Source organism: Leptolyngbya sp. GGD (assembly GCF_026735145.1).
Classification (GTDB): domain Bacteria; phylum Cyanobacteriota; class Cyanobacteriia; order Leptolyngbyales; family Leptolyngbyaceae; genus Leptolyngbya; species Leptolyngbya boryana.
In genome coordinates this window covers 1,170,159-1,189,599 of record NZ_JAPQKE010000001.1, presented here as the reverse complement: position 1 = coordinate 1,189,599, position 19,441 = coordinate 1,170,159, and the positions used below count along the sequence as shown (strand labels likewise).

18 protein-coding genes are annotated in these 19,441 nt (G+C 46.2%); 14 read left to right on the top strand and 4 right to left on the bottom strand.

Translation table 11 applies throughout. The features are described from left to right. Window positions 1-25 precede the first annotated feature (25 nt). The 3 genes from OU814_RS05615 (at window position 26) to OU814_RS05605 (ending at window position 3,094) form a co-directional block, all read left to right on the top strand. Complete coding sequence (locus tag OU814_RS05615; RefSeq protein WP_190652145.1) at window positions 26-715, top strand: HupE/UreJ family protein; 690 nt, start codon at window positions 26-28, stop codon at window positions 713-715. A gap of 131 nt (window positions 716-846) precedes the next feature. Next, window positions 847-1,782 (top strand): cysteine synthase A, encoded by a 936-nt coding sequence (gene cysK / locus OU814_RS05610; RefSeq protein ID WP_268181172.1) that lies wholly within the window; start codon window positions 847-849, stop codon window positions 1,780-1,782. A gap of 154 nt (window positions 1,783-1,936) precedes the next feature. Then, entirely contained in the window at window positions 1,937-3,094 is a 1,158-nt protein-coding gene (locus OU814_RS05605) for a fatty acid desaturase family protein (protein WP_268181170.1), read from the top strand. A gap of 106 nt (window positions 3,095-3,200) precedes the next feature. On the opposite strand, the gene OU814_RS05600 is transcribed toward OU814_RS05605, so the two are convergent. Together OU814_RS05600 and OU814_RS05595 are read right to left on the bottom strand one after the other, a co-directional pair. Further along, entirely contained in the window at window positions 3,201-3,590 is a 390-nt protein-coding gene (locus tag OU814_RS05600; RefSeq protein ID WP_268181168.1) for a TIGR02588 family protein, read from the bottom strand. Between the two features lie 9 nt (window positions 3,591-3,599). Beyond that, window positions 3,600-4,469: a TIGR02587 family membrane protein gene (locus OU814_RS05595; RefSeq protein WP_268181167.1), complete on the bottom strand. Its 870-nt coding sequence runs from the start codon at window positions 4,467-4,469 to the stop codon at window positions 3,600-3,602. 75 nt (window positions 4,470-4,544) lie between these two features. Between OU814_RS05595 and OU814_RS05590 the strand changes: the two genes are divergently transcribed. Both OU814_RS05590 and OU814_RS05585 read left to right on the top strand, forming a co-directional pair. After that, window positions 4,545-4,862 carry a TIGR03792 family protein gene (locus OU814_RS05590; protein WP_017289981.1) on the top strand — a complete coding sequence of 106 codons (318 nt, stop codon included), beginning with the start codon at window positions 4,545-4,547 and terminating at the stop codon, window positions 4,860-4,862. A 14-nt stretch (window positions 4,863-4,876) separates the two neighbouring features. Further along, the gene (locus OU814_RS05585) at window positions 4,877-5,227 is read left to right on the top strand and encodes a zinc ribbon domain-containing protein (protein WP_268181166.1); all 351 of its coding nucleotides are present in this window, start codon (window positions 4,877-4,879) and stop codon (window positions 5,225-5,227) included. A 9-nt stretch (window positions 5,228-5,236) separates the two neighbouring features. Here the strand turns inward: OU814_RS05585 and OU814_RS05580 are convergent, their stop codons facing one another. Continuing rightward, window positions 5,237-5,914: a GvpL/GvpF family gas vesicle protein gene (locus OU814_RS05580; RefSeq protein ID WP_268181165.1), complete on the bottom strand. Its 678-nt coding sequence runs from the start codon at window positions 5,912-5,914 to the stop codon at window positions 5,237-5,239. 215 nt (window positions 5,915-6,129) lie between these two features. Here OU814_RS05580 and OU814_RS05575 point away from each other — a divergent pair, with 215 nt between their 5' ends. The 6 genes from OU814_RS05575 (at window position 6,130) to OU814_RS05550 (ending at window position 10,486) form a co-directional block, all read left to right on the top strand. Beyond that, window positions 6,130-6,840, top strand: a complete 711-nt coding sequence (locus OU814_RS05575; protein ID WP_268181163.1) for a hypothetical protein — start codon at window positions 6,130-6,132, stop codon at window positions 6,838-6,840. A gap of 81 nt (window positions 6,841-6,921) precedes the next feature. Further along, a complete protein-coding gene (locus tag OU814_RS05570) occupies window positions 6,922-7,248 on the top strand; it encodes a photosystem I reaction center subunit IV (protein WP_225885677.1) in 327 nt (108 codons plus the stop codon). Between the two features lie 103 nt (window positions 7,249-7,351). Further along, window positions 7,352-8,209, top strand: a complete 858-nt coding sequence (locus OU814_RS05565; RefSeq protein ID WP_268181161.1) for a DNA-formamidopyrimidine glycosylase — start codon at window positions 7,352-7,354, stop codon at window positions 8,207-8,209. A 204-nt stretch (window positions 8,210-8,413) separates the two neighbouring features. Then, on the top strand, window positions 8,414-9,214 hold the full coding sequence (minD, locus tag OU814_RS05560; protein ID WP_017289986.1) for a septum site-determining protein MinD: 801 nt from the start codon (window positions 8,414-8,416) through the stop codon (window positions 9,212-9,214). 53 nt (window positions 9,215-9,267) lie between these two features. Then, window positions 9,268-9,663, top strand: a complete 396-nt coding sequence (minE, locus tag OU814_RS05555; RefSeq protein WP_017289987.1) for a cell division topological specificity factor MinE — start codon at window positions 9,268-9,270, stop codon at window positions 9,661-9,663. Beyond that, window positions 9,644-10,486, top strand: coding sequence for a shikimate dehydrogenase (locus OU814_RS05550; RefSeq protein ID WP_268181159.1), 843 nt, complete (start codon window positions 9,644-9,646; stop codon window positions 10,484-10,486). The genes minE and OU814_RS05550 overlap by 20 nt, the downstream gene beginning before the upstream one ends. 52 nt (window positions 10,487-10,538) lie before the next feature. Here the strand turns inward: OU814_RS05550 and OU814_RS05545 are convergent, their stop codons facing one another. Next, complete coding sequence (locus OU814_RS05545) at window positions 10,539-12,785, bottom strand: RelA/SpoT family protein (protein WP_017289989.1); 2,247 nt, start codon at window positions 12,783-12,785, stop codon at window positions 10,539-10,541. A gap of 505 nt (window positions 12,786-13,290) precedes the next feature. On the opposite strand from OU814_RS05545, the gene patD reads away from it, so the two are divergent. The 3 genes from patD (at window position 13,291) to OU814_RS05530 (ending at window position 19,374) form a co-directional block, all read left to right on the top strand. Further along, complete coding sequence (gene patD, locus OU814_RS05540; protein WP_268181156.1) at window positions 13,291-13,641, top strand: heterocyst frequency control protein PatD; 351 nt, start codon at window positions 13,291-13,293, stop codon at window positions 13,639-13,641. Window positions 13,642-13,650: 9 nt separating this feature from the next. Then, window positions 13,651-14,247 (top strand): hypothetical protein, encoded by a 597-nt coding sequence (locus OU814_RS05535; RefSeq protein ID WP_268181154.1) that lies wholly within the window; start codon window positions 13,651-13,653, stop codon window positions 14,245-14,247. A 900-nt stretch (window positions 14,248-15,147) separates the two neighbouring features. Beyond that, complete coding sequence (locus OU814_RS05530; protein ID WP_268181152.1) at window positions 15,148-19,374, top strand: non-ribosomal peptide synthetase family protein; 4,227 nt, start codon at window positions 15,148-15,150, stop codon at window positions 19,372-19,374. The last annotated feature ends 67 nt before the right edge of the window (window positions 19,375-19,441 follow it).

The following is a 19,441-nucleotide window of genomic DNA, read 5'->3' as shown; positions in this document are numbered from 1 at the left end:
CCTAAGTACGATACATGAGGTCAGAATGATCAATCAAAGCAAGGTTTCTAGACTAGCTTCCTTCAGTCAACTTCTGCAACCAAAGCGAGTCCTTCTTCTAAGCATCGCCAGTGTTTTACTGATCGCATCTCCCGCAATGGCTCACCATGCGATGGACGGAAAAATGCCGAGAAACTTCTTTGAAGGCTTTCTGTCGGGGCTAGCACACCCTCTCATTGGCGTGGATCACTTTGCATTCGTCGTCGCGATCGCACTCTTAGCTGTCGCGAAACGACAAGGGATTATGATTCCAATCGCGTTTATCTTGTCGGCAATGCTAGGAGCAGGACTACACCTGATTGGACTGAGTTTGCCAGGGGTTGAACTCCTGATCGCTGCATCCATTCTCATTGTAGGCATCTTGCTGACTCGAAAAGACGACCTAAATAGTACAACAGTCTTTGGACTGAGTGCGATCGCAGGAGTCTGTCATGGCTATGCTTATGGCGAGGCAATTTTTGGAGCACAGATGACTCCGATGCTCGCCTATTTGCTCGGCTTTACTTGTATTCAGTTGGGGGTAGTCCTGGTTGTCTTTAAGTTAGGGAAACGTTTGCTTGAGCAATCACAGGTTTCTGCTAGCTTACGCTCTACTGGATTTGTAATTTGTGGAATTGGTATCACGTTTCTGTTTTCCCAAATTATCGATGTCCTTGTCCCATTACCCAAAGGGTAACTCAGCGAAATCCTTGTAAAACGACTTTCAGAAATAAGAGCGCAGCACCTCCACTCAACCTCATCATTGAGTGGAGTATGATTGTTGACTAATCCGCTAGCAATTTCCGTTCAAGTTGCAGAGATAAAATCATGCGAATTGCCGATGATGTCACTGATCTTATTGGTCGGACTCCCCTCGTCCGACTCAAGCGCATTCCTCAAACAGAAGGGTGCATCGCACAGATTGTGGCGAAGCTAGAAGGGATGAATCCCGCCGCTTCTATCAAAGATCGCATTGGGATCAGCATGGTTGAAGCGGCAGAAGCCGCAGGTCTGATTGAACCCGGTAAAACGGTTTTAGTCGAGCCAACGACAGGCAATACTGGAATTGCGCTTGCAATGGTTGCCGCTGCTAAAGGATATCGCTTGATTGTTGCCATGCCAGACACAATGAGCATGGAACGGCGGGCAATGTTAAAAGCTTACGGAGCGGAGTTAGAACTTACACCCGGTCATCTATTTAGCCAGGGAGCCGTCGATCGAGCCATGGAATTAGTTGCGACGATTCCCAATGCGTTTATGTTGAATCAATTTAAAAACCCGGCGAATCCTAAAATTCATCGAGAAACAACTGCCGAGGAGATTTGGGCAGATACCGATGGGCAGGTTGATATCGTAGTTGCAGGTGTGGGGACAGGCGGCACGATTACGGGATTAGCGGAAACCCTCAAACAGAAGAAACCAGAGATTCAAGCGATCGCAGTCGAGCCAAAAAATAGTCCTGTGCTATCCGGTGGGCAAGCAGGAATGCACAAGATTCAAGGGATTGGAGCAGGATTTGTGCCGGATGTGATGCGACTTGAACTGATTGATGAAGTCATACAAATTAAGGATGAGGATGCGATTTACTATAGTCGTCGCTTAGCTCGCGAAGAAGGATTATTGTCAGGCATTTCTGCGGGGGCGAACTTGAGTGCAGCAATTCAGCTAGCAAAGCGTCCAGAGAATGCCGGGAAGTTAATTGTATTTATTCAGCCAAGCTTTGGAGAACGATATCTGAGTACAGTGCTATTTCAGGAGGGGTAACTCATCGAACAGATCGCTCTAACCTAAAGTCATCAAAAGTAGGAAGGTGAGATAAATTGGAAGATTACCGCTCTGGTTTGCGTCCCGCCCCGGAATGAAATTCCAGAGCTAACTGTACGAAGTGGGTTGAAACCCACTGAAGAAGGTGTGATCATTGGCTGTTAGTCCCTTGAGTGGACTTCGTTCAACTAGCCCCGAATTCATTCCGGGGTGGGTCAGTAACGAAGCAAGAGAACTCACCGAACTGATGTTTAATTATGCCTATCTATTTATGGTGTCTAGAACAATGTACTTAAAACGAGATTTACATTCCCTAAAGCTGTTTTGGAATGGACTCGCTATCTTTTATACATTGAGCAGTTATAGTACAGGAATTGGGCTTCTCTTACTGCCTACTAGTTGGCTGAACATTGTTGGCGTGTTACTTCTCACTCACAGTTTAACGTTAGCAACCTATCTTGCACATGAGTTTATGCACGCTAACGTTTTCTCGCATCTGCGCTGGAATGCGTTTGGAGGCAATGTGATGCTGTGGCTGAATGGAAGTTGCTATGTGCGATTCTCTGAGTTAATGAAGATGCACATTGCTCATCATACCGATCGCATTGACTATTGCCGATTCAATCTCGTTGCGTTTCTTGACTCGCTACCATCGCTCCTCAGATTTACTTTTTTGGCAAGCGAGTGGCTCTACATTCCCTCGCTCGCATTCTTCTTGCGAATTCGTTTGATGCTTGCTCCTTTTAGGCAACTTGAGCGCAGACACGATCGCATTCGGGTTGTCTCGATTTTTTTGATTCGCAGCGCTCTCTTTGCTGTACTCGGGGCGATTTCTCTCAAAGTGCTACTTCTATATTTAGTTGCTTATATCAGCATGACTCACATCCTACGGTTAATGGATGCGTTTCAACATACTTATGAATCGCTACCTGTAGGAGTTCCCTTACCTCAAAAGTTTCAAAACATTTCTCGCGAGGAAGCCAATATCTATGAGCAAGCGAACACTTTTTCTAATATCATCTCTCATCAATATCCCTGGCTGAATCTAATCCTGCTCAATTTTGGGTATCACAATGCTCATCATGCAGATATGACGTGTCCCTGGTATTCTTTGCCCAAGCTCGATCGACAACTTTATTCAGATAGTCAGAGCCATTACCTCATTTTGCGATCGCTCCTCAGGAACTATCATCGCTTTCGCGTCTCGCGCATCTACAGTGGACAAGGAGAAGTCTTGACGCAACACGGCAATCTTCAGTTCGACAAATTTTATGGAGCAACAGAAGTCTCTTTTTTAGTCGTTCCGTCCTAAGTTTGGATTTCAGCACAGCACTTTTTTGCATTTCTCGCGAGGTAGCTCAAATCTCGCGAATTGGATGAATCAACCAGAATATCAGTGCGATGGTCTCAAATACTCTCTAAGGAATTTTATAACCTGTTACTCTTACAGTTAATTCTCCCAAACGCGGATCGCGCTGAAACACAAATGCGCCTTCTTCCTTCTCATCTTTCGATAAAAAATCAATCTGTTGATCGCCTGCTTCAACAATCTGATTGTTCACTCTCAATTCTGCAATCACTTGCAGCGACTCTACAGTTTCTCCACCTGTATTCGTCACCGCAAACGGAACATAGAACTTACCCTGAGTTTGCCGAATCTCTTGATTCTGTTCGATTGAAATCGCAGGCGGCTCGTGGCGCTCAGAAGCCCAAACATAGATCACAAGTCCTGCGATCGCGCTCAATATCGAACTGGCAATCCCAAATGTCACCCACTCCGCGATCGTTCTAGGTTTCCGGTCTGTCATCTCATCCTCCTAAGCTGCTAACCGTCCTGCTGCTCCCCCCACCGCAGCAGGCAGTCCTAATAAGATCGTGTATCTCAACCAAAGCTGCCACGGATCATCGAAGTGCAGCTTTTGGAAAAATACTAGCATTAACATGGCAGCAAACAGAGAGACTAAATAAGCGGCGATCGTTTCTCCGAACGGGCGCTGAAACACCCCCTGATGCTGATATCGTTGAGCTTGCCGACCAAATCCTGCTGCGAACACAATGCAATAGGAAATCACCAAAGAAGCTGCCATCATTGCGAGTAACCAGCCTCCAGTTGCAGCCGAAGCGAGCATCGGAATTTCATCGGTTGGCGCAATGTTAAATGCAATGATCAGCGCGCCAATCAAAGTGGCTGAAATATCTGATAGAGTTGCACTCCCTTTTTTGGGATTGGAACCTTGTTTGGGATTGGAATCGGTTCCTAATCGCGATTGATCTTTGCCTAAAAATTGATTCGCCAAGGCGACCCCAAGCGTAAAAGGCACACTTTCATAGATCAGCTTTCCTAAGGCTCCTGAAAGTGACACATTGAATGTAATTTCTTGCAGTAGAACCAGCGTTAAGCCACTACAGACAATCCCGATCGCTAAAGCTTCAACTGAATCTTTCAACGCATCAAAGGTTTGTGTCGTCGTATCATTTCTGAACCCTGATGTTTGATTCAGCAGAAAGACAATTAAGAAAGTGAATCCCAGTGCGAATAGCATTCTCACGGGACTAACATATGAGCCAATCCACCAAACTTCCATGGTGTAAAGTAATGGAATTCCAAATAAGAAGCCGCCCGATGCACCCCGTACTAAATCTGTAAGCTCAGTTTTCCACTGCTCCTCAACCTGCATCCTCAGCATTAGCCTTATCCGAAAGCGTTAGAATCTAAGCTAGTCGATTGAGCAGATTAACGTCATTCCTCTGCAGGTAGAACTATGGTGATTGAATGGTTGAAAGTGAAAGTTCCGATCGAGCTAAGAGAAACTTATATTCAAAAAGATGCCGAGATTTGGACAGCGACACTTTCAAAGTATCCGGGCTATGTTGGAAAAGAAATCTGGTTGAATCCTCAGGATGAATCGGAATTAACCATGGTCATTCATTGGGAAACAAAAGATGCGTGGAAGAATGTTCCGGCTTCGGTCTTAGAAGAGACTGAACAACGGTTTGTCAAAGCGATGGGACAAAGCTTCCCATTTTTAGAGCAAAAAGAATATCAGGTTCGTAAATTTAACGCACATTCCGTGAAGTAAAGCTACCGATAGTCATGCCAAATTGTCCTCGTTGTGGTCAATCGATGCCCTCTAACGCGATCGCCTGTTCACGCTGTCGCACACCGCTCAAAGCCTATGGACATCCCGGTATTGTCCTACACCGTGCTACCGGAACTGAATCGCTGTGTAAAACCTGCATTTATGACGCAGATGATTCTTGTAACTATCCACAGCGCCCAGAGGCACGGGAATGTACCATGTATCACAACATTACCGTACCGATCCTGAGTACACCCACTCGATATGAGATGCAGCCCGGAGTCTGGATTCGTCGTAATGCGGGTTGGATTGCCTTAGTTGCGTTAATTGTTCTGAGCTTCGGTTTGGTCTTGGCAAGACGTTAGACCCCGACGTTAGACAAAATGATAAGGCGGTAACGCCTCACCTAATCCCAACTCCCAATGGGGATACTGCTGCTGCCATTCCTCCAAATGCTGATATAACTCCATCTCTTCTTGCTTATTGACTAATAAATAGAGTTTCTCCACTCCATCAGACCCCGCCTTCAGCATCGTATCGGGATAAGTCTGCTCGATCTCAGTCAGAATTCGTTGAAATTCCTGCCGCTGCAATTCCTGTTGATCGAGTTGTAACTGGAACTGCTGTCGCTTTGCCTCAAAATACTCTCGTCCCTTTAGTTTGCCGTTCATCTCTGGATCGTTTGGTAGCTCTATCTCGATCGGCGTTAATTTCAATCGATACTCTGCTTTTCCTTCAAGCTGATTCAGCTTGTCTAAATATTGGGTTGCATTCTTTGATAAGTGTTTGAGTAAGCGATCGCGCGATAAAAACTGCGTCCCAAATCGCAGCGGGAGAATTGTCACCTGCCAAAACAAATCGCAGATCACGCGATCGTGCGTCAAAACAGCTTGGACTAATTGCGTATCATCCTTCTCGATCGTCTCAAACTCGAAATCTGGTTCTACTAAAGCAGACAAACCCTGAATCGTAATGATTTCCAGTCTTCCGGCGATCCCTTCACTCAACTGTAGGGACGAACTTGGTGTTTTAAAGAAAGCGTAGGTATACATTGCGAGGCTTGATCGATGCTCCATCCTGAGTCTATGCGATCGACAAAGAATCCCACGGAAGTGCATACGAAAATTTGAAAATTAGGATGCGGCTTGAAATTTACAAAAGATGCTACAACTCTAAAATTAAAAATCCCGTAAAGATACGGATGTAGATCGGCAGAGCCACCCTTTCTCAGTGTTGAATGAATTGGATAAACAGGAAAATCGTACCTGTGGCAGATAAAGCGGGACGGAGAAATATGCGGTATGTTCTTTTGATCGGGCTAGCATCAGCTGGTTTTTTGCTCAGTGCACCATTTGCCGGAGCAAGTACCCGCTCTAACGCACCCATTGAGGATGCAACGCGTGATTATTGGCGAGAAGCGCATCGATTGACCCAAGACCAAGTCAGATTGCTCGATCGTGTGGAACGCTCTGCAGCGACTCCCGAAGCAACGCGTCTCAAAACGATCGGTGGACAAATTTTGCTCCATATTTCTGCGGTTGAGCGCTTTCTCAAATCCAATTATCCCAAGCCGGATTTCCTTTGCTCACCCCCTTCAGAACTTGGAGAAGTCGCAGGAACCGACGGCGCAAGCTTAGAACAAGTGCAAGTATATTGCGCGCTGCACCAATCGACGCATGACTTCACGACAATGCGATCGCAAGTCGATCGTCAAGCAAAGCTCATGAGCGCTCCCGTCGTCACCGCGAAAGTGACTCAACCTCTCAATCCTCGGACGATGAAGACCGGGCTATCTCCATCTGCACCCAGTCCTTCCACAGGATCAGTCACGACAAAGGGCGAAGTTCTCAGTCTAGTGCACTCGTCGCGGCAGCGATTAGCCCAAGTGCAGCCCGCATTCCCCGAGGCATTACAGTTCTCGATCGTGCCTAGCCCGGCAAATTTCTCCCCTCAATCTGCCGATTCGCGATCGCGCTAATGTTTCAGAATGTTTCAACCTGTGAAGCCAATCGCTGAACCGTTCAGATAGCGTAGTAAATTGGGGAAAATTGACCATCGTGTGGCAAATCTGGCATCATCCGCTCTTGCATTTGATCGCCACACTGAGTCCGTTAATTTTCAAAATAAAGGGAAAAGAACAATCATGGTTCAACGTGGTTCTAAAGTCCGCATTTTGCGCAAAGAGTCCTACTGGTATCGCGACATCGGCACAGTTGCGTCGATCGACCAAAGCGGTATCAAATATCCAGTGATCGTCCGTTTTGACAAGGTGAACTATACCGGATACAGCGGTACTGCCAGCGGTGTCAATACCAACAACTTCGCCCTTAGCGAACTTGAAGAAGTCGAAGCACCCAAGAAAGCTCCTAAAGCTGCAGCAAAATAAGCAAAGGGCGAGAAATCGCGGCTTTGTAATTGATACAATAAATCGGGCAAGAACGTTTCTTCTGTTTGTTCTTGCCCGATTTTTTATTCCCCGTGAGTTTTCTGTGCCAGAACTGCCTGAAGTCGAAACTGTGCGATTAGGACTCAATCAGGTGACGCTCCATCAACCGATCCAAGGCGGAGCCGTGTTACTCGATCGCACGATCGCTCATCCTTTATCGTCTGAATTCATCGACGGTCTGATCGGATTATCCATCCGAGAATGGCATCGCTACGGCAAATATTTGCTTGCCAAACTCGATCCGGTCGGTTGGTTAGGCGTGCATTTGCGAATGACCGGGCAGCTTTTGTGGATGAATCAAGCTGAACCGTTACAGAAACACACGCGCGTGAGATTCTTTTTTGAGCACGATCGAGAATTACGCTTTGTCGATCAGCGCACGTTTGGGCAAATCTGGCATGTCATCGGGGAACAAGACCCCAAAACCATCATCACAGGCTTGCAACGATTGGGTCACGAACCCTTTTCGGCAGAATTTTCAGACGAGTACTTTTACGCGCAGTTGCAGGGACGAAAACGCTCAATTAAAACAGCTCTACTCGATCAAATGCTTGTCGCAGGAGTCGGCAATATCTACGCCGATGAAGCCTTATTTTTAAGTGGAATTCACCCAGAAACGCTCTGTGCTGATCTCAATCCTCGGCAAGCCCAACGACTGCGAGCCAACGTGATCCGAGTGCTCACAGATAGCATTGCCGCGCGCGGCACGAGTTTTAGTGACTTTCGGGATGTATCGGGTGTGAATGGTAACTATGGCGGCATCGCTTGGGTATATGGGCGAGAGGGAGATCGCTGCCGAACCTGTGAAACCCCAATCGAGCGAGTCAAATTAGCCGGGAGATCGGCACATTTTTGTCCGAACTGCCAGCCGCCGTTTTCTCAGGCGGTTCGCAAACCGTAACGATGATTCACAAAAGCGGTAAATCTTTGTAGAGAAGCGATGTTGCTTTTTTGGCTTGCGCTATGCTGAAGCGATCGTAAAATCGGAAAGATTTTCTATTTTGCGATGAATTTAGAATTCGAGCTTAGAAAAATGCCGAATTCTGATATCCTATAAAACCTGTAATCGGCAAACTCCGTTCCTTTCAAAAGCTGATCTTAATTAATGGCGCGTATCATCGTAATTACCTCCGGAAAAGGTGGAGTCGGCAAAACCACCACAACTGCCAATCTCGGCATGGCACTTGCAAAACGGCGACGCAAAGTGGCGGTCATTGATGCTGACTTTGGGTTGAGAAATCTAGACTTGTTACTGGGACTGGAAAATCGGGTTGTCTATACTGCGGTCGAAGTTTTGGCAGGTCAATGCCGCCTCGAACAAGCCTTAGTCAAAGATAAACGCTTTCAGAATTTGGTCTTACTTCCGGCGGCTCAAAACCGCACCAAAGAAGCCGTGACTCCGGATCAAATGCGGCAACTGGTGAATGCATTAGCACGGGTGTATGAATATATCTTGATCGACTGTCCCGCTGGGATTGAAATGGGATTCCAAAACGCGATCGCGGCTGCGCGTGAAGCAATTATTGTTACGACCCCGGAAATTGCGGCGGTTCGAGATGGCGATCGCGTGATTGGACTGCTCGAAGCGAGTGGCATCAAACGGATTAACCTCATTGTCAACCGGATCAGACCAGGCATGGTACAAGCCAACGACATGATGTCAGTCGAAGACGTGCAGGAAATTCTGGCAGTGCAATTGCTCGGCGTCGTCCCAGATGATGAAAAAGTGATCGTCTCAACGAATAAAGGTGAGCCGCTGGTATTATCAGAAACACCCTCACAGGCAGCGACTGCTTTTGACAATATTGTGCGTCGTCTGGAGGGAGAACGAGTACCCTTGATGAGTCTCGAAGCTCCACCCGAAGGCTTCTTTTCACGTCTCTTCGGTAAATTTAAGAAAAAATAGTCCCTGTGTTTTGGGCCGTCCTTGTTCGCTTATCCCGTTTGCATCTTTAGCCAATGATCACTGAATTTCTAGAACGAATATTTCCTCGCGGGTTCGACAATAGCCGCAATGATGTCAAACGGCGATTGAAGCTAGTCCTCGCCCACGATCGAGCAGATTTGCCGCCGCATTTAGTTGAAGAATTACGTAAGGAAATTCTAGATGTCGTTTCGCGATATGTGGAATTGGATGAGGGTACGGAGTTCCAACTCGAAAATCATCAGCGATCGACTTCGCTGATCGCAAATTTGCCGATTCGTCGAATTCGTCCTATTCCAGATCCGACTCCCGAAGAAATGGCAATGGCTGTTCCAGATTTGACGCTGACTGAAGCAACGTTAACTGAAGAAGACTCTGATCATAAGCAACTCGATTTGCTCAAGCCTGAGAATGAAGCAAATAACGGGTAAAACGAAACTTCTGGGGGTGATTGGCGATCCGATCGAGCATTCTCTCTCCCCAATCATGCACAATGCTGCGATCGAGAAGATGGGCTTAGATTTTATCTATGTTCCATTTCGAGTTCGAGATTTGAAACCTGCGATCGCAGGTTTTGCCGCGATCGATTTGCAAGGGTTTAGTATTACGATTCCGCATAAGCAGGCAATCATTCCTATGCTGTCTGAAATTACGGATGCAGCAAAAGCCATTGGCGCGGTGAATACCGTGTGGAAAGGGGAATCGGGCTGGATTGGAACAAATACCGATATCACAGGATTTCTTGCGCCCTTGCGATCTCACGCCCCCTCGGTTGCAGTTGTCCTAGGAAATGGAGGTGCGGCGCGGGCAGTTGTTGCCGGATGTGCTGAGTTAGGATGTTCTGAAATTCATGTAGTGGGACGCAGTAAACTTCAGGAATTTCAGGCAGCTTGGAACTTAAGCGCTTTGAAGACGCACACTTGGGATCAGCTTTCTGATCTGTTGCCTCATGCCGATTTGATTGTCAATACAACGCCGATCGGCATGTCGCCGAATTTTGATGATTCTCCCATCACGGATCACCAAGCAGAACGGATTCAAGAAAATGCGATCGCATATGATCTCATCTATGTGCCGAATCCGACGCGATTTTTAAAACAGGCACAGCAACAGGGAGCAACCGCGATCGACGGATTAGAGATGCTCGTTCAGCAAGGTGCAGCAGCATTGAAAATCTGGACTCAGCAAGAGGTTCCAGTCGAGGTGATGCGACAAGCTTTACAGAACCATTTGGGGTTAGCTCATTCAAGCTAGAGACTGCAATTAACGCGCTCAATCCGTGAATTGAGCGCAGTTGAATCCCCAACTAAGCTTCTTCTAGCTGGCTCACCCGTCGCATATTCAGCACGTCTGTCATTTTCTTAATCTGAGCAAACGTGCGTTCAAGCTGAGCATGATCACAAATATCAATACCCAAATCAATTACCGCCGTTTGATCCGGGAAGGTTTTGACTTGGGCATTGCGGACGTTGATATTGTTATCCGTTAAGCGAGACAGAATATCTTTGAGGACTCCAACGCGATCGATCACTTCAATTTGAATATCAATCGGATAAGTTTGAGCGCGTCCTTTCGCAGGTTCGACTGGATTCCAACTCAGCGGCACTAAGCGATCACCCGGAATCGAATCCACATTCGGACAGCCTTGACGGTGAATGGAAATCCCACGATTACTACGAGTGACCACGCCAATAATCGGCTCTCCAGGAATTGGGTTACAACATCCCGCCATATGGTGCAGTAGATCTTCAACACCTGCGATCGGATGTTTTGTCGTGGGAGCCGGAAGCGATCGCGGCGCAGACGGGAGCGGAATCACACCACTATTCAAGCTATCCGAGGGAGCAGGAGCGGGATTAGCCAGAGACTGCTGAGCTTTGACGGCATCGCGAATCCGGTTGAGTGCCAGGTTGAGAGTGATTTCGCCATAACCGACTGCGGCAACGAAATCCTCAACATTGTGATAGTTACATCGCTCAGCCGCTGTCAGCATCGGAGCCGATTTCATTAAAGCTTCAAAGCCATTTTTGCCGAGTTCTTTCTCCAGCATTTCTCGACCGCGCAAGACATTCTCATCATGATGCGATCGCTTATAAGCCTGCCGAATTCGATTTCTTGCGCCTGCTGTCACGACAAAATTCAACCAATCCAAGCTAGGACGGGCATTCTTTTGCGTAATGATTTCAACAATATCGCCCATCTGCAGCGGCGTATCGAGTTGAACCATTCGACCATTGACTCTCGCACCTGCACAGTGATTTCCCACTTCGGTGTGAATCCGATACGCAAAATCTACCGGAGTCGATCGTGGACTGAGTGAAACGACCTCACCTTTGGGCGTAAAGACAAAGACATCGCCATCAAATAAATTGTCTTTGATGCCATCGAGATATTCTTGAGCGTCTTTGAGGTCTTTTTGCCAATCGAGTAGCTGACGTAGCCAGGTAAACTTCTCGTCGGTTTTCGTCAGTTGGGACGTAGAGCCACCCGACTCTTTATATTTCCAGTGAGCCGCGATCCCATATTCCGCAACATGGTGCATTTCTAGGGTGCGGATCTGAACTTCTAAAGGCTGACCCGTTTCACCAATCACAACCGTATGCAACGATTGATATCGGTTCGGTTTGGGTAGACCAATGTAATCTTTGAAGCGTCCAGGAATCGGACGAAATGTGTCATGTACGATCGCGAGGGCACGATAACATTCATCATTGCTCTCGACAATGATCCGAATTGCAGCGACATCATAAATTTCGTCATAGCCTTTTTGCTGACGCTGCATCTTTTGATAAATGCCGTACAAGTGTTTCGGTCGTCCGCTCACTTCGACACAGCGCACACCCACTTCTTCCAGTCGTTTCTTAAAAGCGGCTGCAACTTCACTCAGGCGAGATTCGCGATCGGCTCGTTTCTCGGATACCAATTGCTGGATTTCTCGATAGCCCTCGGTTTCGAGATACTTAAAGGCGAGATCTTCGAGTTCCCACTTGATGTTCCCAATCCCCAATCGATTCGCGAGCGGTGCAAAGATTTCGCGAGTTTCAAGGGAAATGCGGCGTTGCTTCTCCGGAGCAAGATGTTCGAGCGTCCGCATATTATGCAAGCGATCGGCAAGCTTCACCACAATCACGCGAATGTCTTGCGCCATGGCTAAGAACATGCGGCGGAAATTTTCAGCTTGTCGCTCTGTTTTACTAGAAATATTGAGTTTTGAAAGCTTGGTTACGCCTTCGACCAAACATCGCACTTCTGAGCCAAAGCGTTCTTCAATTTCTTCGACGGTAACGTCTGTGTCTTCAACGACATCATGAAGAAAGCCCGCTGCAATCATGACGCCACTGCCACCGAGATCCCGGAGAATCCCTGCTACCGCAACTGGATGAGCAATATAAGGTTCTCCAGAAGCGCGGGTTTGCCCTTCATGTAGTTTGTAGGCAAACTCGAACGCGCGGCAAACTAGACTCGGATCGTCGTCTGAAGGGTCGAGAAAACACTCCCGTAACCAATCCGGTAAAGCAAAATCAATGGTGGGTAGAGATGCCGCTACATTCATGTGTTTCGCGTGACTAGAGTGCAGTTTCAGATTGTGAATTTATGAAATTGAATAAAACGTATCGTCCTATACAAAGTTTAGAAGTAATAGAGAAAGAGTCTAGCATGAGGAACCTGCCCATCTGCTAGACAACAAAGTTAAAATGAGCAATCGATAAACTGTAAAACAGCCTGTTCAAGTCACTTGGACTTGAAGAAGTTGTTCAGAGATCGATGCCGGAGGAAGATTGAGAGTCTGCCTTAAACTTGGTTAAGACGATCGCACGTACCGTTCATTTTATCAATGGCGATACGTTTCTTCCCAAAGATCCTCGCTAGAATTGAAAATTTTTGATCGAATCTAACCCAGTGAATTCTCACAGTTATGAGTCTGTACTCTACACGATGTCTTCGGTTTTAGCTCGAATTTACACTGAGGTTTATCGCATTCTACGAAAACAAGATTTTGCGTAAGTCTTGTGGGGTCAGTGATCCCCGTTTTTATACTGAATTGAAAAAGTTTAGATATGTTAACAGAGAACCAAGTACATTTATTTCGTGAGTTTCACACTGGATTAGGATCGCTCAATCAATTGTTAAACTCTCCCGAATTCGATCGACAAATCTTTGCTCAAACGTGGCAGTCACTTCAAAAAATCTTTTCAGAAGAAATTCAATCCATCCAATCGGATGTCTACCGAATCCATTCAGTTTTGGTTGAAATCAATAAACAGATGAGGCTGTTAGGAATGGATGCGATGTTTCTCAAGACAGCACGACAGCCAGAGACGGTGCAAGGTCGGATCGAACAGATTCGAGATCGAGTGACTTTACTAATGAACTACTGCACTGTACTTTTGGAGTCGGATGGAATTTGAGGTCGCGTGATGCAGTGTCCTAAAGAACGGAAAATTACGCTAAACGATGGGCGATTGGCTGAGTCGTTAGAGGTGAAGGAATGCCCAGAGTGTCAGGGAGCGTGGATTCCACTGGAAAATTATCAGGTGTGGCAAGCAGAACGCGAACGACCGAAAACGGTTGCAGACTTGATCCCAAAAACATTAGATGTCGCATTTACTCCATCGCCTCATGATGCGAAGGCAGCTTTTTGCCCTGAGTGTGGCTGTTATTTGGCGCGGGTCAAAGTGGGGATGAAAAATCCGTTTTATGTAGAGCGGTGTTTGAGTTGTGGAGGAATTTGGTGCGATCGCGGAGAATGGGCTGCACTGGAAACGATGGGCTTGAATATTGCGATCGAGCAACTATTTTCAAGCGAGTGGCAGGTTTTGTCGAGAGAGCGAGAGCATTTGGCGATCGAGAAGCAGGCGACTATCGATCGCTTGGGAGAGGATTTAGCACACCGAGTGTTTGCGTTGGCAGAAGAGTTGGAGAAGCATTCGCACGGGGATTTTGGGGTTGCATATTTGATGCGACGATTTGAGAATTTTACCCAGGAATTAGAGCGGGCGAAGAGAAAGAGTTGACCATAAGGGATGATGGCTCTAGTCGTCAATTGCATTTATGTTGTGGAGCGGGTAGAGAGGGGAGAGGGATGCTAGAAATGATAGTTCTTGCTCCCCTCATCTAAAACTTGAGAGAAATCTAAACTATGAGATCGACTACTTTAGATCGACATTAATTAGTGTTCTTACAATTAGAACTTGCATAGTTAGAATAAAGCATGCTTCTTTTCAAGCTAAAGCATATTGAAGTCGATTCAATTTGAAATTTCACAAGTTTTAGAAATTTAAAATTAAAGAATTTCATCTATTAACTCAAGTGAAAAGCCTCAAACAAAATCAAAGCAGGAAGTGCTACTAGCACTAAAAGAAATTATCTTAATTAAGATAGTGGCATTTTACTTAATTAGCGCAGATTGTTAAGTAGAAAAAATGCATAAGTTGATCACTATCTTTAAGTCAAGCTCTGAATATTCGCTGAAAAGAAGACCTTGAATTATACAGATTCTTTAAGTATCAGCCTTGATTTTACCTAAGTGCTTCAATTATCCATGCGGTGTACCGTATCTCTGAGTTGAGCGTATCTTCCTCTGTCTGTTCAGTATTCTTAGCTGCCCTACTCAGCTTTGCTTCTGAGTACATTTCCTAATTTTAGATATCCCTGACTAATTATTCTATGGGCTGGGAAATATATAGTTTAGAGCCTATCCAAAATCTGCCTCTGCAGATTTTGACACAACCCAGTTTAATATCTCCCAGCCTCAAGTAAATTCCGGAAAACTGAGTGATTTTTATATTTTTTTGATCTATGACTTGATTCTATAAATCTCAAAGAGTTGAGTCTTTATTAATTTGAGTTCGGGAATTCTCGTTGTAGGAAAGATGCGATAGTCTCCCTACTTTCTTCAACTTTACAGAAAACATATGCGCACTGCTCTTCAAGATTGTCTCATTCACCAATTGGTTGAATCTCAAGTCATTCGATCTCCGCATGAGATCGCTGCCATCTTTGATGAAGAAACAATCACTTACCAAGAACTGAATCAGCGTGCCAACCAACTCGCACATTACTTAAGGTCAGTTGGGGTAGCGTCAGAAACATTCGTGGGTATTTGTGTTGAGCGATCGCTGAAAATGCTGATCGTCATGCTCGGCATTCTCAAGGCTGGCGGAACCTACATCCCCCTTGATCCGAACTATCCTGCTGAACGTCTGACGTTTATTGTAGAGAACTCAGAACTCTCGATCGTCATTACCCAATCTCATCTGGCATCTTTCTCAAACTGCCAAACTCTCGATATTGACGCAGACTGGGCAACTATCTCGCAGCAACCAACTCACAACCTAGAAATCACAGGTCATTCTGATCACCTTGCTTATGTGATCTATACTTCTGGCTCTACAGGCAAACCGAAAGGGGTACAGATTACTCATCGAGGAGTTGTAAATTTTCTGCTTTCGATGCAGCAAGAGCCAGGGATTTCATCTGACGATCGTTTGCTTGCGGTTACGACGATCTCCTTCGACATCGCAGTTTTAGAACTCTTTTTGCCGCTAATCGTTGGAGCTTGCGTCAATATTGTCCCGGCTCAGATCACAGCAGATGGGCAACGTCTGATTCAACTCCTTGATATTTTCGAGGCAACCATCATGCAGGCAACTCCAGCAACTTGGCGACTTCTCTTGCAATCCGGTTGGCAAGGTCGTCCAACCCTGAAGATGCTCTGTGGCGGCGAAGCAATGACTCGATCGCTTGCCAATCAACTCTTAGACAAAGGTGCGTCGCTTTGGAACCTGTACGGTCCAACTGAGACAACGATCTGGTCTGCACTACATCGAGTAGAACCTGGCACTGAGTCCGTTCCCATTGGACATCCCATTGCCAACACGCAAATCTATCTCATCGAGACGAAATCGCGACGAAAAACTGATCCAATTATTCCAGTCCCGGTCGGTGTGGCGGGCGAATTGTGTATCGGTGGTGAGGGAGTTGCAAGAGGTTACTATAAGCGTCCAGAACTCAATGACGAAAAATTCATTGCTGATCCATTTAGCACCAGAACCGGAGATCGATTGTATCGAACTGGAGACTTAGCGCGGTATCGAGCAGATGGCACAATCGAGTTTATTGGTCGCATTGACCATCAAGCAAAAATCCGGGGCTACCGAGTTGAACTCGGCGAGGTCGAAGCTGCCATTAGTCAATCCTCGATCGTGCAAGAAACAGCAGTCATCGCAAAAGAAGATAGTTCTGGAAATCAGCGCTTAATTGCTTACATCGTCTCAAAAGAAAGCGAAGAAAAAACACTGCAATTTCAGCAAGTTGAGCACTGGAAAACCGTATGGGATCATGCCTATCAACAGACGACTCCAGTCGAAGATAGTACGTTTAATCTCCAAGGCTGGATAGATAGCTACACGGGATTACGAACAGACGCACAAGTCATGCAGGAATGGCTTAATTTGACGATCGATCGCATTTTGGCACTCCGTCCAAAACGAATTCTAGAAATTGGGTGTGGAACAGGTCTACTTTTATTCCGCTTAGCTCAGCACTGCGATCGCTATCACGGAATTGATGTGACTTCAGAAGCCGTGAAGTATATTCAACGCCAAGAACTCAACCAATTGGGCAGACGGTCACATGTGACCGTTGCTCAATGTGCTGCTCATGAAATTGACGATTTAGAAAGCTTTGACACCATTATTATCAATTCTGTTGTGCAGTATTTTCCAAATGCACAATACTTGACAACAGTAATTGAGAAAGCAGTAAAACTTCTGCAACCTGGGGGACGCATCTTTATTGGCGATGTGCGTAGTTTGCCTTTACTCGAAACATTCCACACGTCAGTTCAGCTTAGGCAACCTGTTGACTCGGTGACGCAACTTCGATCGAGAGTATACGATCGCATCATTCAAGAAAAAGAATTAGTCATTGATCCTGCATTTTTCCAGAATCTTGTTCAGCGTATTCCCCACCTCAAGACTGCTGAAATCGAGCTAAAACGAGGTCGATCTGACTCTGAACTGAACCGATTTCGGTATGATGTCACCTTACACCTTGAGTCCGAACAGCCTAGTATCTCTCAATTTCATCAATTGGATTGGGTGCGAGATCGAGTCAGCTTAGCAACGCTGCGATCGCATTTTGGAAAAATGCCGCTCAGGATTACTGGAATTCCAGATGCTCGCCTACAAGCAGACTTACAAGCCGTAGAACTGCTCAAAAATGCACAGGATTCTGCCACGATTGAGCAGTTGCTTACAGCCCCCCAAACATATTCTGGGATTCATCCGGAAGACTTAATCAGCCGAGCATTCGGCTACAAAGTTAAGCTGATGTGTTCAGACCAGCCTGGATTCTACGAGGCTTGGATTTATCAATCTGAAATCTGTCAATTTCCAAGTGCAGTATTTCCGATTCCAGAAGCTTATACGAATTCTCCACTTCAGGTCATTGAGAAACCTCAACTCACGCTACAACTTCGCCAATTTCTTCGCGATAAACTGCCCAGCTACATGATTCCGTCAGTATTTGTGTGGCTAGAAAAACTTCCACTCACGCCAAATGGAAAAATTGACCGTCGTGCGTTGCCAGAACCCAAAACTGTGCATGCAGAACGCAGTTCATCTGCTCCCAAAACTCCTCAAGAGCAGCAAATGGCAGCAATTTGGGCAGAGGTGCTAGAAACTGAAGCAATTGGCATCGAGGACAATTTCTTTGAAGTTGGTGGACATTCGCTGTTGGCAGTTCAGCTTCTAGCACAGGTCAAAGCAACTTTTGATGTTGAAATTCCGTTGTTTTATTTATTCAAAGATCCAACTATCAAAGGATTGCTCAATGCGATCGCCCAAATTCAGTCCTTGGATATCAGCCAGCCCCACAGTCTACTCGACTTAGAGGCTGAAACTCAGCTAGATCCCAAAATCAAGCCTGAAACAGAATTCATCCCAACGACTCCAACTGGAATCTTTCTCACAGGTGCAACAGGCTTTCTAGGCGCATTCTTGCTCTATGAACTCCTCCAGCAAACTTCTGCTAAGCTCTACTGTTTAGTTCGCGCTTCCAATGCCAGAGATGGATTCGCTCGAATTCAGGCGAATCTAGAACGGTACTTAATTTGGAATCAGGAACTCAGTGATCGCATTATTCCAGTCATCGGCGATTTGACCCAGCCCTATCTTGGACTCTCAGAATCTGAGTGTCTGACCCTAGCAAGTCAAACAGAAGTTATCTATCACAGCGGTGCGTTAATTAATCTTGCTTATCCATACTCTGCACTGCGAGCCAGCAATGTTGGAGGGACAGAAGAGATTTTGAGACTGGCAAGCTGGGTCAAACTCAAATCTGTTCACTTTGTTTCCACGTTGGATGTGTTCCAATCGCCAGCCTATTTCCAGGATCAGCCTATCTTTGAACAGACTCCCCTCACTCACGGTCATGAACTTTATCGCGGCTACGCTCAAACAAAATGGGTCGCAGAAAGACTGCTACAGACAGCCCGCGATCGCGGAATTCCAGTCAATATCTATCGTCCAGGAATGATCTCTGGACATAGCGAAACGGGCGTATCACCCGTCACTGATTTACTATGTCGGTTCTTAAAAGGCATCATTCAACTGAAAACTGCCCCGATTCTTGACCGACCCATTTCAATGGTTCCAGTCGATTATGTGAGTAAGGCGATCGTGCATCTCGCACAACAATCAACCGAATGCGGACAAGTTTTTCACCTGACCAATCCCAATTCTTCACAGCTTGGGCAACTCGTTCATGACCTCCAGCAATTCGGCTACGAGATTGAAGAAATCCCCTACGATCGCTGGCTGTCTCTTCTGAGAGATCTCTCAGAAGAGAATGCGCTAGCTCCACTCGCTGCCCTTTTCAATGAACGCTCAGAGGTCCATCAAACTTATTTAGAAACGTCGCTGTTGAGTAACCAACATTTCGATTGTCAATCTACTCTCCAAGGCTTGCGAGGGACTTCCATTGTCTGCCCTGCTAGTAACACTCAGTTGTTGAAAACTTACTTTGACTATTTCGATCGGACTAAATTCCTAACTCAAAACCAGTCCCACTCCTCAGTGCGCTGGATTCCAAACCTCGCAACTGAATCGCCATCATTTTCGAAAACACCTACTAGGTAGGTGTTCCCGACTCCGGAATGTTTATGAGTTGAATTAGGGAATATTGTGGTAAGCATTCTCACCTTGA

Bases quoted from the DNA above. Each gene is read 5' to 3' on its own strand.
- OU814_RS05615 (WP_190652145.1), top strand. From the start codon at position 26: ATGATCAATCAAAGCAAGGTTTCTAGACTAGCTTCCTTCAGTCAACTT.
- OU814_RS05580 (WP_268181165.1), bottom strand. From the start codon at position 5,914: ATGTATACCTACGCTTTCTTTAAAACACCAAGTTCGTCCCTACAGTTG.
- patD (WP_268181156.1), top strand. From the start codon at position 13,291: ATGTTAACAGAGAACCAAGTACATTTATTTCGTGAGTTTCACACTGGA.
- minE (WP_017289987.1), top strand. From the start codon at position 9,268: ATGATCACTGAATTTCTAGAACGAATATTTCCTCGCGGGTTCGACAAT.
- OU814_RS05530 (WP_268181152.1), top strand. From the start codon at position 15,148: ATGCGCACTGCTCTTCAAGATTGTCTCATTCACCAATTGGTTGAATCT.
- OU814_RS05600 (WP_268181168.1), bottom strand. From the start codon at position 3,590: ATGACAGACCGGAAACCTAGAACGATCGCGGAGTGGGTGACATTTGGG.
- OU814_RS05595 (WP_268181167.1), bottom strand. From the start codon at position 4,469: ATGCTGAGGATGCAGGTTGAGGAGCAGTGGAAAACTGAGCTTACAGAT.
- minD (WP_017289986.1), top strand. From the start codon at position 8,414: ATGGCGCGTATCATCGTAATTACCTCCGGAAAAGGTGGAGTCGGCAAA.
- OU814_RS05585 (WP_268181166.1), top strand. From the start codon at position 4,877: ATGCCAAATTGTCCTCGTTGTGGTCAATCGATGCCCTCTAACGCGATC.
- cysK (WP_268181172.1), top strand. From the start codon at position 847: ATGCGAATTGCCGATGATGTCACTGATCTTATTGGTCGGACTCCCCTC.
- OU814_RS05535 (WP_268181154.1), top strand. From the start codon at position 13,651: ATGCAGTGTCCTAAAGAACGGAAAATTACGCTAAACGATGGGCGATTG.
- OU814_RS05550 (WP_268181159.1), top strand. From the start codon at position 9,644: ATGAAGCAAATAACGGGTAAAACGAAACTTCTGGGGGTGATTGGCGAT.
- OU814_RS05590 (WP_017289981.1), top strand. From the start codon at position 4,545: ATGGTGATTGAATGGTTGAAAGTGAAAGTTCCGATCGAGCTAAGAGAA.
- OU814_RS05545 (WP_017289989.1), bottom strand. From the start codon at position 12,785: ATGAATGTAGCGGCATCTCTACCCACCATTGATTTTGCTTTACCGGAT.